Here is a 15,833-nt window from a genome sequence, read left to right on the forward strand (position 1 = left end):
TCCCTTATCTGCGCGCGCCTCGCCTGGCGCCGCGTCCGCCCGCCTGCTTCTCGATCTCCTCGCGCAGCCACTCGCGAAAGAGCGCCACCTGCGGCGCATCGTCATGGCCGGTGCGCGTGACGAGCCAGTATGACTGATGCCCGTCCACCTCGACATCGACGATCGGCACGAGCGTGCCCTGCCGCAACTCGTGCGCGATCATATGTCGATCGGCGATGGTGACGCCGATGCCGTCGACCGCCGCGCGGATCGCATGATCGAGCAGATCGAACTCGTAGCCGCCGTGCGTATCGACATCGTCGATATTCGCTGCCTTCAGCCAGTGCTGCCACGTCAGATAGCGCTGATCGCTCGCCGCGAGCACATGCAGCAACGTGAAGCTGTTCAGGTCGATATCGGCGCTATCTTCCTCGCCGATCAGCGAAGGCGAACACACCGCGACATGCCGCTCGTTCATCAGCAACTGGTTGTCGAGACCTTCCCACTCGCCGTTGCCGAAGCGGATCGCGCAATCGAGCGCGCCCGATTCGACGAGATCGTCCTTGCGCTGCGTGGTCAGCGAGATTTCGAGGTCCGGCGCGGCGGCGCGCAACGATTGCAGCCGCGGCATGAGCCAGCGGCTGGCGAAGGTAGGCGGCGCGTTCACGCGCAAGCGCGTCAGATGAGTTCTTTCCTGAATGCTGCGCACCGTGAGCTCGATGCGGTCGAACGACATCTTGAGCGCCTGCAGCAGAAGGCGCCCCGTCGCCGACAATTCCAGATGATGATGCCGGCGCAGCAGCAACGGCTCGCCGAGCTGCGTCTCGAGCTGGCGCACCTGGCGGCTCACCGCGCTTTGCGTCACGTGCAGCATTTCGGCGGCGCGCGTGAAGCTGCCGGTATGTCCGGCGACCTCGAAAGCCCTCAGCGCATTCAGGGCAGGCATCTTTCGCTTCAAATCGGTCTCCTTTCCTTGCGTTCAACGCGTGATTCAACACGCATCCACGCCGGAACGTGCCGCTCTAAGGCAGCATTTTACGAATCGAGGCAAATTATGCCGCTTTATGACGTGAAGGCGACACGACGCCCTCACGCCTCACGCGGATCAGCCGATCGCCGCGGGTTCGGCCGGCGCCGGAACGCGTTCGACGACCGTGCGTGCGTCGTCGAGAATCATGTCCGCGCCTTTCTCCGCGACCATCATCACCGGCGCGTTGAGATTGCCTGACGTGATGTTCGGGAAAATCGACGCATCCACGATGCGCAAGCCCTCGATGCCATGCACGCGCAGCCGCTCGTCGACGACCGACGTGCGCTCGTCCGGCCCCATCGCGCAGGAACCGCACAAGTGGTAGATCGAGCCCGACTGCTCGCGGAAGTACTCCAGCAGGTCGGCGTCGCTCCGCACGTCCGGTCCCGGCGAGATTTCCTCCGCCGTGATCGCTCGCAGCGCAGCCGAACTCATGATCTTGCGCACGAGCTTGCTGCCCTGCACCGCTTCGTGGACATCCTTCGGCGTCGTCAGCGCGTTGATGCGGATCTTCGCGGCATCTCCCACGCGGTTCGACGCGATTTCGATTGAGCCGCGGCTCGTCGGGCGGCACGGGTTGAAGCACAGCAGGAAGCCCGAGTACGGCTCGGGTTCCAGCTGCGCCTTGCTGCTCTTCGGAATGCGATACGAGAGCGGATTGAAGTACAACTGCAGGTTCGGTTGCGTCTCTTCGTCATCGCCCTTGAAGAAGCCGCCCGACTGGTTCACGCTCATCGAGAGCGGCCCCTTGCGCGAGGTCATATAGCGCATCCCGGCCTTGATCTTGCCGACGAGCGATCGCAGTTCGTCATTCAGCGTCGGGACCGTCGCGCGATAGTAGAAGCTGACGCACAGGTGATCCTGCAGATTCTGGCCGACGGCCGGCAGCTCGCGCACGACCGGAATGCCGTGCCGCGCGAGCAGCGCGCCATCGCCGAGACCGGAGAGCTGCATGAGCTTGGGCGTATCCACCGCGCCCGCCGACAGAATCACTTCGCGCTTCGCACGGAATTGCAGCGACTCGCCCGCGCGCGTCGCCGTCACGCCGGTCGCGCGCGCGCCGTCGAAGAGCACGCGGCTCACGCTGACATTGCGCTCCACGCGCAGGTTCTTGCGTCCCAGCACCGGATGCAGATACTCGAAGCTGCTCGACGAACGCTCACCCTTGCGCGCGTTGATGTCGTAGATGGTCGCGCCTTCGTAGTCCGCGCCGTTGATGTCGCCGGTGACGGGATAGCCGGCCTGCCGCGCGCCTTCGAGGAACGTCCCGCAGATGGCGTGGGCGCCGTCCTTCATCGACGAAATGCTGATCTTGCCGCTCGCGCCGTGGTACTGCGTGTCGCCGGCCCAGTGCGATTCGAGGCGGCGGAAATACGGCAGCACGTCGCGATAACCCCAGCCCGCATTGCCCGCGCGCGCCCAGTCGTCGAAATCGTGCGGCTGGCCGCGCACGTAGATCATCGCGTTGATCGAGCCGGAGCCGCCCTGCACCTTGCCGCGCGGGCAATACAGCGAGCGGTCCTTCAGTTGCGCTTCCGGCTCGCTGTAGTACATCCAGTTGTATTCCGGGTTGTAGTAGGTCTTCGTGAAACCGACCGGAATCCTGAACCAGCACGAATCGTCCTTGCCGCCCGCTTCGAGCAGCAGCACCGAATGCTCGCCGGACTCGGTGAGGCGATCGGCGAGAATGCAGCCCGCCGATCCCGCACCCACGATGATGTAATCGAATTCCATGCTTTACCTGCTTGCCTTGTTCTGCGTTCAGCCCTTCGCGGGCGCGAGATCCTTCACGTCGGCGGGCTTCGCCGCCATCTGCAGATGCAGACGCGTGCCCGTGTACGGCGTATGCGCGCGCACGACATCCATGTTCAGTTCGACGCCCAGACCCGGCTCCGTCGACGGAATGATGTAGCCGTCTTCCCAGCGGATCTTCGTCTTGAGCACCTCGGCGTGAAAGCCGTCCCATGTGCCGATGCTTTCCTGAATCAGGAAGTTCGGCGTGCACGCGGCGATCTGGATGCTCGCAGCCGCGCCGACCGGGCCGTTGTAGAGATGCGGCGCGATCTGCGCGTAGTACACCTCGGCGAGACTCGCAATCTTCTTTGCTTCGAGCAGACCGCCCACGCGCCCGACGTTGAACTGCAGAATCGACGCCGCGCGTGCTTCGAGCAGCTTGAAGAACTCGTACTTCGTCGTGAGGCGCTCGCCCGCCGCGATCGGAATGCTGGTCTTCGCGGCGACTTGCGCCATCGCGCTTTCCTGTCCCGGCGGCACCGGCTCCTCGAACCACAACGGATCGAACTTTTCGAGGCGCTGCGCGAGACGGATCGCTGATGACGGCACCATCTGCCCGTGCGTGCCGAACAGCAGATCGGCCTTGCAGCCGACGGCCTCGCGCACCTTGCGGCAGAACGTTTCGCAACGGTCCATCACTTCGAGCGAAATCTGATGGCCGGAATACGCGGTGTACGGACCTGCCGGATCGAACTTCACGGCCGTGAAACCGAGCGCGACGTTGTGCGCGGCGCATTCGGCGGCGAGATCGGGATCGTCGTAGTCGTATTCGCCGCGCGCGTTCTTCGGATAGAGATAGGTGTACGAACGCAGACGCTCGTGCACGCGGCCGCCGAGCAGCTCGTACACCGGCTTGCCCGCCGCCTTGCCGATGATGTCCCAGCACGCCATTTCCAGGCCGCTGACGACGCCCATCATCGTGAGATCGGGGCGTTGCGTGAAGCCGCTCGAATACGCCTCGCGATAGAAGCGCTCGACGTGATGCGGATCGTGGCCGAGCAGATAGCGCTCGAACACGTCTTCGATGATCGGCGCCATCGCTTTCGGATGGAACGTCGCGGAATAGATCTCGCCGACGCCCTCGATGCCGCACGCGGTGCGCAGCTTGACGAAAATCCAGTACATCCCGCCGATGTGCGGCGGCGGCACCGCGACGATATGCGTTTCCAGCGCGGCGATCTTCATTGTTGCGCTCCCAGTTTGTTCAGTCGATGTTTGAAGAAAAGCGCGGCCACGCCGCCCAGCGCGGACATGAACGCGATATAGCCGAAATAGAGCTGATAGCCATGCGCGCCGGGATAGTTCTGCGTGAGATAGCCGTTGATGAGCGGCAGCACCGCATCGGGCGAGTAGCCGATCACCGAGACGAGGCCGATCGCGAGACCCATGATTTCGGCGGGCACCTTGCACTGATCGAGCAGCGACCAGTAGAGGCCGCGAATCGCATACGTCATCACGCCGATGAACAGCACGACCACCGCGATGAGCGCGTGACTGCCGATAGAAGGCGCGGCCATCAGTACGAGCAGCGCAGCGGCGGCAGCGAACAGCGCGAACACGAGCACGGAGGTCTTCGAGAAACGGTCGCCGAGAAAGCCCCCGCCGATGCCGCCGATCGGGCGCATCCACAGTTTGGCGGTGGTGATGAAACCCGCCGCGACGACCGACAAACCAATTTCCTTCTCATGCAGATACGCGGAGAAGCTGTAGGTCGCCCAGAACACCTGATAGCCGCAGAAAACGATCGCCGAGAGCAGCCACAGTTGCGGGTTCTTCAGCAGCACCGCGAGATCGCGCAGCACGTTGCGCTTTTCGCGCGCGGCCCGCGCCGGCTGCGCGCCTTGCGGATCGCGCACGAGACCGAGCACCACGCCGAGCCCGATGCACAGGAACGCGTACATGTACACGACGAGCCGGAAGCCCGCCGCCGTCGATTCGGCGTGCGTCTGCGTGGCCCATGCGAACAGGCTGATCGCGATGGTCGCGAGCAGCGCTTCGATCAGGCCGCGGCCGCCATCGAGAAAGCCGAAGAAGCGGCCTTGCTCGTCGGCGGCGGCGATCATCTGCACGCGCTTGATGATCGCGGCCCAGAAGGTCAGGCCGGTCGTCAGTCCCCAGCATCCGAAGATCACGATCAGCGAGCCGAACGATGGCGCAGTCGAATACCAGAGCCCGAGCGCGCCCGTCGCGATCAGCGAAAAGCTGATCAGCACGCGCGGCGCGACGCGGTCCGCGAGCCAGCCGCTCGGCAAATAGCAGACGAGAAAGATCGTGCCGAGCGCGGAATACAAATAGCCGAGTTGCGCTTCGCTGATGTGGAAGACTTCGAGCATCGTCGGCTGATAGACCTGCCGCAGATACAGAATCGGATAGATGGCGCCAGCGGCGATCACGAGCAGCGCGAGTTGCAGATAGCGGTCGGCGCGCGTGCCTTCGCGCGGCGCGACAACGCTTTCACTGGATTGAGCGGAATTCGTTGACACAGGAGTGCTCCTCAAAGGGCAGCGGCGCGCGACATGCGGATGCCGCGCGGCTGGCCTTCAATATGTTTTTGTTGAGTTAGGAATTGATGCGGCCGGCAGCGGCCGCGAGAATCAGTACTTCATGACGACGAGACGCGTCTGCGTGAATTCGAGCATGCCGTGCTTGCCGTCGTCGCCGCCGATGCCGGAGCGCTTCCAGCCGGCATGGAAACCCTGATACGGGTCGGCGGGCGTGCGGTTGATATAGAGCTCGCCCGCTTCGATCGCGTTGGCGACCTTCATTGCCGTGCGATAGTTTTCGGTGTAGAGCACCGACGACAGACCGAACTGGTGATCGTTGGCCATCGCGAGCGCGTCGTCGATGGTCGCGTACTTCAGCACCGCGAGCACGGGGCCGAAGGTCTCTTCCTGCACGATCTCCATGTCCTGGCGGCAATTCGAAAGCAGCGTCGGCGGATAGAAGAAGCCCTTGCGTTGCGGCACTTCGCCGCCGGTTTCGAGCGTCGCGCCCGCTTCGATCGCGCGGCGGACCATCGCGTGAATGCCGTCGCGCGACGCCTTGTTCACGAGCGGGCCCATGTTGCTCGGGTCCTCGTAGCGATCGCCGATTTGCCTGGCCTTCATCTGCTCGCGCAGCAGGCCGACGAATTCATCATGGATGCTCTCGTGCGCGTAGACACGCTCGATCGCCGTGCAAAGCTGGCCGCTGTGCGTGAGCTTCGAGGCGACGAGTTCGCGTGCGGCCTTGTGCAGATCGGCGTCCGGCTCGATGATCGCGGGCGTCTTGCCGCCCAGTTCGAGCGAAGGCTTCGCGATATTCGCCTTGCAGTATTCGAGCACCTTGCGGCCCGCGTTGACGCTGCCCGTCAACGTGATCATGCCGACCTTCGGATGCGTGCAGACGGCTTCCGCCGTCGCGTGATCCATCGCGAGAATATTGACGACGCCCGCGGGCAGCGCCGCGCGCTCGACGGCGCGTGCCAGTTCGAAAGCCGACAGCGGCGTGTTGTTGCTCGGACGCACGACGACCGTATTGCCCGCGATCAGCGCCGGCGCGACCTTGCGCATCAGCGTGTAGATCGGGAAATTGAACGGGATCAGGCACGCGACCACACCGATCGGCTCGCGATGCAGCACGAGGTTTTCGTTCGGCGTATCGCTCGGAATGACTTCGCCTTCGATACGGCGCGCCCACTCCGCGTGATAGCGCGTGATCTGTGCGGCATAGACGGCTTCGCTGGTCGCGTCTTGCAGGCTCTTGCCGGATTCCATCGCGAGCGCCGCGCCGATCTCGGCGGAGGCTTCGACGATCGCATCCGCGAGACGCTGCATATGCGCGCCGCGCTCGGCGGCGGGCATCACGCGCCACAGACGCTGGGCGTCGGCGGCCTGTTCGACGGCCATGAGCGCCTGCTCGCGCGAGGCGTCGTGCACGTGGCCCAGCAACTCTTCCGTCGCGGGATTCAGGATGGCAGTGACGTTATCGCTTACGGGCTCGATGAAACGTCCGTTCACAAAATTCCGTTCTAACTTCATGTCTGGCGGGTTCCTTTCGCTGGGCGTCGGGTCGCACGGCAGCCGCGATTCCGGCCAACCGCTGCGACAAGTCAACGCATTTGCGGCTCATTCTTCCGCGCCTCGCGCCGCAACGACAAGCGAAGAATTTTCTGGAAGAACATGCGAAAAAATCACGCTCGCTGTTCGACTAAATCCATTTTCAGTGCCGCTTTCCTCACGCACAATCCGTCGCTCGCGGTCCTGCCTGCACTGATGGTTCGGACTTCTTCGAATAAGTAAAAGATTTGAGACTTTCATGAGAATCAAAGCAATCTCCTTGGCCGCACTCGCGTGCATCGCGACTTCAGCGCATGCTCAAAGCAGCGTCACGCTGTTCGGCATCCTCGACGAAGGCATCGACTACACGAGCAACGTCGGCGGGAATCATGTCTATGAACTCACGAGCGGCTATGCGGCGGGCAGCCGCTGGGGCCTGCGCGGCGTCGAGGATCTGGGCGGCGGCACGAAGGCCGTGTTCCAGCTCGAAAGCGGTGTGAACCTCAGCAACGGCGCGGCCGGCCAGGGCGGGCGCATGTTCGGTCGTCAAGCGTATGTGGGCGTGAACAACGACCGTTTCGGCTCGGTGACGCTCGGCCGCCAGTACGACTCCATGGTCGACTATCTCGCGGCGACGACGGCCAACGGCAACTGGGCAGGCTATCTCTTCGCGCATCCGTTCGACAATGACAACACCGACAACTCGTTCCGCGTGAACAACACGGTCAAGTACGCGAGTCCGTCGCTCGGCGGCTTGCGCTTCGGCGGCACTTACAGCTTCAGCAACGACACGAACTTCGCGAGCAACCGGCAATACAGCGTCGGGGCGTCGTACGCGAACGGCGGCCTGCTGCTGGGCGCGGCTTACCTGCACGCGGACGGCACCGGCTCCAATGCCAATGGCGCGATCGCGACGAACGATGCGAGTTTCATCGCGTCGCGCATGCAGATTTTCGGCGCGGGCGTGAACTACACGTTCGGCAACGCGACGGCGGGCTTTGCGTACACGAATTCGAGCTATCGCGATCCGGTGACGAACGGGTATATCGGCGTGCCGCTCGCCTCGGACGGCAACACACTGAAGAATCTCCGATACCAGAACTTCGAAGTGAACGGAAAGTACCAGTTCACGCCGGCTTTCTTCGTCGGCGCACAGTACGTGTATTCGATCGAGACATACGACTCGACGGCAGGCACCGTGAAGCCGCGCATCCACTCGGCTGGTCTGATGGCGGATTATTTCCTGTCGAAGCGCACCGACGTTTATGTGCAGGGCGCGTATCAGAAGATCGCCGGCAAATCGACGGATTCGGTGATGGATCAGGCGTTCATTCCGGGCACGCAGGGTTTGTCGTCGAACTCGGAGCAGTTCGTCGCGCGCGTGGCGTTGCGGCACGCGTTCTGACGCAGCGCGTCGACATGCAGGCGGCACCGGACCATATGCGAGCCGCATGTCCGGGGGCCGCGCGTCATGATATCGTCGACGAGTCATTCCGGTGCCGTCATCATGAGTCAAGTGCGCTACCCCCTCGGACCCGATGACCGGGTGCATCTGCTGTGCTGGCTCACGTGCGGATTGCTCGGCGCGTACTACATCGAAGGCGACTGGCCCGATGCGTCGTTCCAGGTGCGCGCGGCGCATCGCTGGCTCGACCGGCATCATCGCGCGGCCGAGTGGATCGAGACCGCGCGGCTGTCGGCTGCGGCGCAGGCGCTCGCCGCGCGATTCTCGGCGACGCTCGACGCCGACGCCTCGCGCGGCGACATCGAGCGCATTCTCGAAGGCGAGGATCTCGACTACGAAAGCGCGCTAGTCAAGCGCGTCTATCACGAATGCTGGGTCGAGCTGACGAGCCGGCGCAAGCCTTCGCATTAGCCCGCGCTTTCAATCTACCTTCAGTCTTTATCGCCTTCACGTTCAATTTTCGTGCCGCATCGCGCGCGTGCCCCGACGAGTCTCGCGTTCGGGCACGCGCATTTTTTTGCGCCGCATGAATGTGCGGAACCCCACATTGGCGTATCGGGCGCGGCGCTAACATCTGCGCGCCTGCTCGCACGTCGATGTTCGCGTCGCCCGGCCGTGACCTGAAGCGCCGGGACAAGCGCGGCTACACCGTCAGCGGCCCCGAAAACGACCGGAACAATCGACATCGAGCCGAGGTAGCCATGCAGGATCGCATTCGTCCGTTTCTTCCCCGAATTCGTCATCGTCGCGCGAGGCTGCGGCCGCTCGCGATGTTCATATCGCTCATTGCGAGCTCTGTATACGCCGCGCCGCCCTTGCCAGCGGGCGGCCAGTTCGTCGCGGGCAGCGGCGCGATCAGCGGCGGCGGTCAGTCGCTCACGATCAATCAGACGTCGACGCGCGGCGTGATCGACTGGACCAGCTTTTCCATCGGCGGCGGACGGCAGGTCACGTTCAACAACGGCGCCGGCGCGACGCTCAATCGCGTGACGGGCGGCGAAGCGTCCGTGATCCTCGGCCAGCTCAGCGCGACGGGCAGCGTGTATCTCGTCAATCCGCAGGGCGTGCTCGTGGGGCCGGGCGGTGTCGTCGCGACGGGCGGGCGCTTCGTCGCGTCGGCGTTGAACATCGACGGCGATGCGTTCATGCAGGGCGGCCCGCTCACGCTCTCGGGCGGCGGCGACGGCATGGTCATCAATCTCGGCAAGATCGGCTCGAGCGGCGGCGACGTGTTCCTCGTGTCGCGCACGGCGGCGGTGAACGGCGGCAGCATCAGCGCGCCGCAGGGCAGCGTGGAAATCGCGACGGGCAATCAGGTGCTGCTGCAGGATGCGTCGGGCGGACAGCAGGTGTTCGTGCAGGCGGGCAGCGGCGGCACGGCGATGAACGGCGGCGCGATCCAGGCGGCGCAGGCGAACCTGCAAGCCGCCGATGGCAACGTCTACGCGCTCGCGGGCAACAGCAGCGCGATCCGCGCGACCGGCACCGCGACGCGCGACGGCCACGTGTGGCTCGTCGCCGACCAGGGCGCGGTGCACGCGAACGGCGCGATCGCCGCGACCAACGCGAACGGCAGCGGCGGCACGGTCGAGACGCGCGCAACCACGCTCGATGTCGCAGGCGCGAACGTGCAGGCGCGCACGTGGAAGCTCGGCGCGCCAACCTTCACGGTCGATCAGGCGAACGCGGATTCGCTCGCGCGCAGTCTCGCCAACGGCACCTCGGTCGATATGGAAACCAGCAGCGGCGACCTGAGCGTGGCGGGCAACGTCCAGTGGAACGGCAATGCGTCGCTGACACTCGGCGCGGCGCATAACGTGACGATCGGCACGGGCGCGACCATCGGCAACACGGGCAACGGCAATCTCACGTTGCGCGCGGATGCAGGCGGCGTCGACAACGGCGGCAGCGTGACCAACGGCGGCACGATCGACTGGTCGAAGAGCGGCGGGATCGTGAGCGCGCTCTATGACATGAACGGCAGCTACGCGCCGGGCACGGTGCTCACCAACAGCGGATGGACCGCCGCGCCGTATAGCGGGCTCGTCACGCAGTCGACCGCGTACCGGCTCGTGAACACGCTCGCTGATCTGTCGAACGTGTCGAAGGACCTCGCGGGCAACTATGCGCTCGGCAAGGACATCGACGCGAGCGCGACGGCCTATCCCAACTACTTCACGCCGATCGGACAGACGACGGCCGCGCCGTTCACGGGACAGTTCGACGGCTTCGGCCACAGCATCGACAAACTCGCGACGCAGTCGGATCTCGTGAACGACTACTTCGGCATGTTCGGCGTGATCGGCACGAGCGGCATCGTGCGCAATCTGAATCTTACCAACGCCAGCACGGGCGGCTACTCGTCCGGCGGGCTCGGCTTGCTGGCGGGTCAAAACAATGGCCTCGTCACCTACGTCAACACGACGGGCGCGGTCGGGCAAAACGGCTTCGGCGGATTCGGCGCGGGCGGACTCGTCGGCGTGAACAACGGGACGGTCGAGCGCTCGTCGAGCACGGCGGATGTCGGCTATCAGATCCCGGCGGGCGGGCTGGTCGGCGTCAATAACGGGACCATCGCGCAGTCGTACGCGACCGGCACGACGTTCGCCGGCAACCACGGCGAAACCGGCGGGCTCGTCGCGTTCAACACGGGACTCATCACGCAGTCATACGCGACCGGCAGCGTGGGCGGCTTCGGCGGCGGGGGGCTCGTGTTCGTCAACGGCAGCACGGGCGTCATCAACGAGTCGTTCGCGGTCGGGCAGGTCGGCGGCGGCGGGCCGCCGGGAGACCCGGAAGGCGGTATCGCCGCCTACAACCAGGGCGCGATCCACAACAACGTCTACTGGAACAAGGACACGACGATTCGCACGGCTGCCGCCGGGTCGAACTCGGGCACGGTGCCGCCGGATTCGAACGGGCTGTCGACGGCGCAGATGAGCAATGTGTCGAATTACCTCGACTGGAATATTCCGGCGGGCGGCGTGTGGGCGATGCCGGCGGGCGCGACGCATCCGGTTTTGCAGTGGCAGCAGGCGCAGCCCTGACGCGCGTGCGGCTGGGCGGCGCGGTGCGCCGTCCAGTCCGCTAACTCCCGATCACCAGAAACACTTCCCCCACCGGCGCCTTCGACCCGTTCGGCACCACCGCCTTCAGCGGAAACCCATACGTCCCGCGAAAGCTGACGAAGCGCCCGATCTGCACGCGAATCCCCGCTCCGACGCTCGCCAGCGACGCATTGTTGACTTCACCGAATTCGGCGATGCGATTCCACACGTGCCCCGCATCGAAGAACAGGAACGGCTGCATGGCCGCGCTGCCCGCCGATATCGCCGGCGCACGCAATTCCGTCTGCACGTTCCAGCCGCGATCGCCTTGCGCGGCGTACGGCTCGTAGCCGCGCACGGTGGCATCGCCGCCCAGACCCAGCTCTTCGCTCGGCAACAGCGTGCTGCCCGTCCATTGAAGCAGCCCGCGCGCCGACACCGAAAAGCCCGACTTGCCGAGCGGCATGTCGCGCTGCGCCGACAACTGCATGTACTGATAGCGCGGTGTCGCGCCGAGACGCGCCGCATCGTAGGCTTCGTCGTTACTGCTGCTGTCGAAGTAACCGGGACTCGCGAATAGCGATGCATTGAGATGCGTATCGCCGGATGCATCGCTTCGCAGAAGATCGTAGGCGATCACGAACTGATGGATATGCGTGTTCGCGTTGAACACCTGAAAGCCGCCGAATTCGAGGTCGTTGTTGGAGCGCTTGAAGTCGTAGCCGATCTGCACCTGCTGCTGCCACGCGCCGGCGCGATCGAGCGGCGGCAGGCGCCAGTCGTATCGAAAGCTGAGCTGCGCGCTGAGGCCGGTTTGACCGTAACTATCGGGCAGGCGCGGCGTGCTCTGCGCGTACACGCCGAACAGCTCGATTCGGTCGAGCCACGGCAACGGCGCGATCACATTGAACGCGTGCGCGATGTAACGCGGCCGATCGGGCCGCCCTTCGATATCCGGATTGCCGCTCAGCAGATCGTTACTCGCGGTCATCTGATAGCCGATGCGCGCATCGATGCCGAACAGATTGCCGTAGTCGAATCCGGCGAGAATGCGATCGCGGCCGAGGTCGCGCACGCCATCGTTGTTGTAGCCGCCGTAGAGGCGAAACGGCAAGCGGTCTTCGGTTTGCAGCACGACATCGGTGGTATCGTGCTCGGCGCCGGGCGCGTAGATCACATCGACACGCCGATACGGATTCGCGTTGAGCAACGCAAGCCCGGACGCGACAACGGCTTCGTGAATCGGTTCGCCGCTCGCAAGCGGCATCTCGCGCGTGAGCAACGCATCGGAGAAATAGCGGTTGCCTTTCGGTATGACACGTCCCGCACGAAACTCCGCGATTGCGATCGTCACGACGCCGTTGCTCACATCCTGTTCGGGCACGTACACATCGACGAGCGGCTGGCCTGCCGCGCGATAGCGCTGCACGACCGCGCGGCGTATCGCGGCGAGTCGCGCGAAGGTCAGTGGCTCGTGCAGATCGGCGGAAAAGCCGTCGAGAAACTCGGGCGTGAGCAATGGAACGCCCGTCGCCGTGATCGCACCTGCTTGCGCGGAAGCACGCGCGTTGGTATCGGTATCGGTATCGGCACCCGCATGCGCGCGCACGAATGCGATGCCCCGCAGATCGCGGATCGCGACGTCCTGCGACTTGTCGTCGGGCTCGGGCGGCGATGGCAACGCGCGCGGCTTCGCAGCGGCGGGAGGCGCGATCGGCGCCACGTCGCGATACGACTGCGCGGCGGCATCGCGCGCATGAACAAGGCAGACGATCGCAACCGGCAGGACCGTCGCGGCGATGCGTGCGGATTTCAATCGATCTCCGGCGTGGCTCTCACGTGAGTCGGCTTCGCATGGTATCAGCGGGTCGGCGTTCGATCCACGGCGCGGAACGATTCATGCATGAACGCGCTCGTGGCTCGCCGCCACTCACGCTGCTCAGCGTAGAAATGACACGCCCACGCATGACGCGGCAAGTAGAAATCACCGCTTGCGCGTCATGGCTGGCTTCCAGACACTCGACGCATCTATGATTCGAAGATGAGCGGCTCATCACCAGCCGAAACCGCATTACCAGGACGATGATGGACAAAACCTCTGCCGCAGACATCACCGGCTCCGATACGCTCGATGCATCGGTCCACGCGCAATGTGCGCGCGAGCCGATTCACATTCCCGGCGGCATTCAGCCTCACGGCGTGCTCTTCAGTGTCGACGCGCACTGCCGCATCCTGCAGGTCAGCGGCAACGTTGCGCAGTTCGCGAACATCGCGCCCGACGCGTGTCTCGGCCGCCCGTTGTCGACGGTGCTCGGCCAGCATGCCGCCGAGCGCGCGAGCGCGGGGCTCACGCAACTCGCGCGCGATGGCGCGACGTTCCACGTCGGCAACGTGGTGATCGACGGCTGGACGCCGCGCGGACCCGTCGCGATCATCGTGCATCGGCATGACGGGCTGCTGTTCGTCGAAGTCGAGCCCGCGCAGGACACCGCCGATGTCTTCTCGACGATCTACCCGCTCGTGCGCTCCTTCGTGAGCGAAGTCCAGTCGATGCGCACCATCGAGCAGATCTGCCAGTTCGCAGCGACGGAGATCGCGCGCATGACCGGCTTCGGCCGCACGCTCGTCTATCAGTTCGACGAGGAAGGCCACGGCAACGTGCTCGCCGAAGCGGCCGAGCCGGGCTATCCGTCGTATCTGAACCAGCACTTTCCGGCATCGGACATTCCCGCGCAGGCGCGCGAGCTCTATCGCAGGAATCGCATCCGGCTCATCTCGAACGCGAACTACGAAGCCGCGCCGCTCGTGCCCGCGCTGCATCCGGGGACGGGCCGCCCCACCGATCTCACCTACGCGTCCTTGCGCAGCGTGTCGCCGGTGCATCTGCAATACATGCGCAACATGGGCACGCTCGCCTCGATGTCGATGTCCATCCTCGTCGACGACAAGCTCTGGGGCCTGATCTCGTGCCATCACGCGACGCCGCGCCTGCCGTCTTTCGAAGTGCGCACGGCGTGCGAGCATGTCGCGCAGATCGTGGCGCTGCAGATCGAAGCGCGCGAAACACAGTCCGAAGCGCATTACCGGCTCGAACTGCGCCGCATGCTCTCCAAGCTGCTTTCGTCGATGGCGAATACCGACAGCTTCGTCGATGCGCTCGTCGACGACGCATCCGATCTGCTCGGCTTCACGCGCTCGTCGGGCGCGGCCGTGATCTTCGAGGGACGCACGTCGCTCGTCGGCGTGACGCCCGGCGAGCACAGCGTGACCGCGCTCGTCGACTGGCTCGACGATCAGAGCGAGGACGTCGTGCTGTCGGACCGCGCCTCGCAGGAGTGCCCCGCGCTCGCCGATTCGCCGGACGTGGCCGGCTTTCTGGCCGTATCGATCTCGAAGATCTACCGGAACTATGTCATCTGGTTCCGGCGCGAAGTCGTGCAGACGATCGAATGGGCGGGCGATCCGCGCGCGAAGCTCACGGGCCTCGCCGCATCGCTTTCGCCGCGCGAGAGCTTCGACACCTGGACCGATGTGGTGCGCCATCGCTCGCTGCCGTGGCGCCCCGCCGAGCGCGAGATCGCGCTTGAATTCCGCGCGGCCGTGCTCGGCATCGTGCTGCGGCGCGCGGAGGAAATCGCGCAGCTCGCAACCGAACTCGGGCGCGCAAATCACGAGCTCGAAGGGTTTTCGTACACGGTATCGCACGATCTGCGCGCGCCGCTGCGGCATATCGTGAGCTTCGCGGAACTGCTCAAACAGATCGACGGCGAGAAGCTCTCGGAGCGCGGGCGCGGCTATCTGGAGCGCATCGTGACATCGGCGCGTTTCGGCGGCCGACTCGTCGACGATCTGCTTTCGTTCGCGCAACTCGGCCGCGCGGCGCTGCGTCCGCATCAGGTCGATGTCCACGCGCTCGTGCGTACGGTGATCCAGAACGATATCGATGAACACGCGTCCTCCCGCGTGCACTGGACGGTTGACGCGCTGCCGCCCGTCGAAGCGGACCACGTCTTTCTGCATGTCGCGTTCGCGAACATCATGTCCAATGCGGTGAAGTTCAGCGCGCAGCGCGAGCAGCCGGCCATCGAGATCGGCGCGCGCGAAGGCACGGGCGAGCTGATCGGTCATATCGTCTATTTCGTGCGCGACAACGGCGTGGGCTTCGACATGCGTTATGTCGACAAACTCTTCGGCGTGTTCCAGCGGCTGCATGTGAACGAGGCATTCGACGGCACCGGCATCGGGCTGGCGAACGTCCGGCGCATCATCGAGCGGCACGGCGGCCGCGCGTGGGCCGAAGGCGAGCCCGATCGCGGCGCGACCTTCCATCTCGCGCTGCCCAAGCAGTTTCGCCCTGAGAGCGGGGTGCGGCGCGATACCGCCGCGAGCGCGCTGGCGCGGCTCGCCGCGGGCACGGGCGGCGCGGGGCATGATGTCGGCCAGCTCATCAAACGATCCGAACAGGACAAGAAGTAGCGCGC

10 protein-coding genes are annotated in these 15,833 nt (G+C 64.8%); 4 read left to right on the plus strand and 6 right to left on the minus strand.

All coding sequences use genetic code 11. The features are described 5' to 3' along the window. Positions 1-4 precede the first annotated feature (4 nt). The 5 genes from BTHE68_RS32160 to aldA all read right to left on the minus strand — a co-directional run bounded on the left by BTHE68_RS32160 (position 5) and on the right by aldA (position 6,822). Entirely contained in the window at positions 5-925 is a 921-nt protein-coding gene (locus BTHE68_RS32160; protein ID WP_162070311.1) for a LysR substrate-binding domain-containing protein, read from the minus strand. A 159-nt stretch (positions 926-1,084) separates the two neighbouring features. Beyond that, entirely contained in the window at positions 1,085-2,743 is a 1,659-nt protein-coding gene (locus BTHE68_RS32165; RefSeq protein WP_162070312.1) for a GMC family oxidoreductase, read from the minus strand. A gap of 27 nt (positions 2,744-2,770) precedes the next feature. Then, positions 2,771-3,988 carry a mandelate racemase/muconate lactonizing enzyme family protein gene (locus BTHE68_RS32170; RefSeq protein ID WP_162070313.1) on the minus strand — a complete coding sequence of 406 codons (1,218 nt, stop codon included), beginning with the start codon at positions 3,986-3,988 and terminating at the stop codon, positions 2,771-2,773. Next, complete coding sequence (locus tag BTHE68_RS32175; RefSeq protein WP_162070314.1) at positions 3,985-5,286, minus strand: MFS transporter; 1,302 nt, start codon at positions 5,284-5,286, stop codon at positions 3,985-3,987. Before BTHE68_RS32175 ends, BTHE68_RS32170 begins: the two co-directional genes overlap by 4 nt. Before the next feature lie 111 nt (positions 5,287-5,397). Then, positions 5,398-6,822 (minus strand): aldehyde dehydrogenase, encoded by a 1,425-nt coding sequence (gene aldA / locus BTHE68_RS32180; RefSeq protein ID WP_162070315.1) that lies wholly within the window; start codon positions 6,820-6,822, stop codon positions 5,398-5,400. 277 nt (positions 6,823-7,099) lie between these two features. On the opposite strand from aldA, the gene BTHE68_RS32185 reads away from it, so the two are divergent. From BTHE68_RS32185 to BTHE68_RS32195, 3 genes are all read left to right on the plus strand, one after another. Beyond that, positions 7,100-8,245: a porin gene (locus tag BTHE68_RS32185; protein WP_162070316.1), complete on the plus strand. Its 1,146-nt coding sequence runs from the start codon at positions 7,100-7,102 to the stop codon at positions 8,243-8,245. A 102-nt stretch (positions 8,246-8,347) separates the two neighbouring features. Next, positions 8,348-8,716 (plus strand): hypothetical protein, encoded by a 369-nt coding sequence (locus BTHE68_RS32190; protein ID WP_162070317.1) that lies wholly within the window; start codon positions 8,348-8,350, stop codon positions 8,714-8,716. Between the two features lie 290 nt (positions 8,717-9,006). Beyond that, positions 9,007-11,352 (plus strand): beta strand repeat-containing protein, encoded by a 2,346-nt coding sequence (locus tag BTHE68_RS32195; RefSeq protein WP_162070318.1) that lies wholly within the window; start codon positions 9,007-9,009, stop codon positions 11,350-11,352. 40 nt (positions 11,353-11,392) lie between these two features. On the opposite strand, the gene BTHE68_RS32200 is transcribed toward BTHE68_RS32195, so the two are convergent. Then, positions 11,393-13,168 carry a ShlB/FhaC/HecB family hemolysin secretion/activation protein gene (locus BTHE68_RS32200; protein WP_162070319.1) on the minus strand — a complete coding sequence of 592 codons (1,776 nt, stop codon included), beginning with the start codon at positions 13,166-13,168 and terminating at the stop codon, positions 11,393-11,395. Between the two features lie 269 nt (positions 13,169-13,437). Between BTHE68_RS32200 and BTHE68_RS32205 the strand changes: the two genes are divergently transcribed. Then, a complete protein-coding gene (locus tag BTHE68_RS32205) occupies positions 13,438-15,828 on the plus strand; it encodes an ATP-binding protein (RefSeq protein WP_162070949.1) in 2,391 nt (796 codons plus the stop codon). The last annotated feature ends 5 nt before the right edge of the window (positions 15,829-15,833 follow it).

Origin of the sequence: Burkholderia sp. THE68, from assembly GCF_009938265.1 — a bacterium.
GTDB lineage: Bacteria > Pseudomonadota > Gammaproteobacteria > Burkholderiales > Burkholderiaceae > Caballeronia.

What these genes read in the sequence shown, in the direction of transcription:
- BTHE68_RS32170 (WP_162070313.1), bottom strand. Translation starts at nt 3,988, where the DNA reads ATGAAGATCGCCGCGCTGGAAACGCATATCGTCGCGGTGCCGCCGCCG.
- aldA (WP_162070315.1), bottom strand. Translation starts at nt 6,822, where the DNA reads ATGAAGTTAGAACGGAATTTTGTGAACGGACGTTTCATCGAGCCCGTA.
- BTHE68_RS32195 (WP_162070318.1), top strand. Translation starts at nt 9,007, where the DNA reads ATGCAGGATCGCATTCGTCCGTTTCTTCCCCGAATTCGTCATCGTCGC.
- BTHE68_RS32165 (WP_162070312.1), bottom strand. Translation starts at nt 2,743, where the DNA reads ATGGAATTCGATTACATCATCGTGGGTGCGGGATCGGCGGGCTGCATT.
- BTHE68_RS32160 (WP_162070311.1), bottom strand. Translation starts at nt 925, where the DNA reads ATGCCTGCCCTGAATGCGCTGAGGGCTTTCGAGGTCGCCGGACATACC.
- BTHE68_RS32190 (WP_162070317.1), top strand. Translation starts at nt 8,348, where the DNA reads ATGAGTCAAGTGCGCTACCCCCTCGGACCCGATGACCGGGTGCATCTG.
- BTHE68_RS32205 (WP_162070949.1), top strand. Translation starts at nt 13,438, where the DNA reads ATGGACAAAACCTCTGCCGCAGACATCACCGGCTCCGATACGCTCGAT.
- BTHE68_RS32185 (WP_162070316.1), top strand. Translation starts at nt 7,100, where the DNA reads ATGAGAATCAAAGCAATCTCCTTGGCCGCACTCGCGTGCATCGCGACT.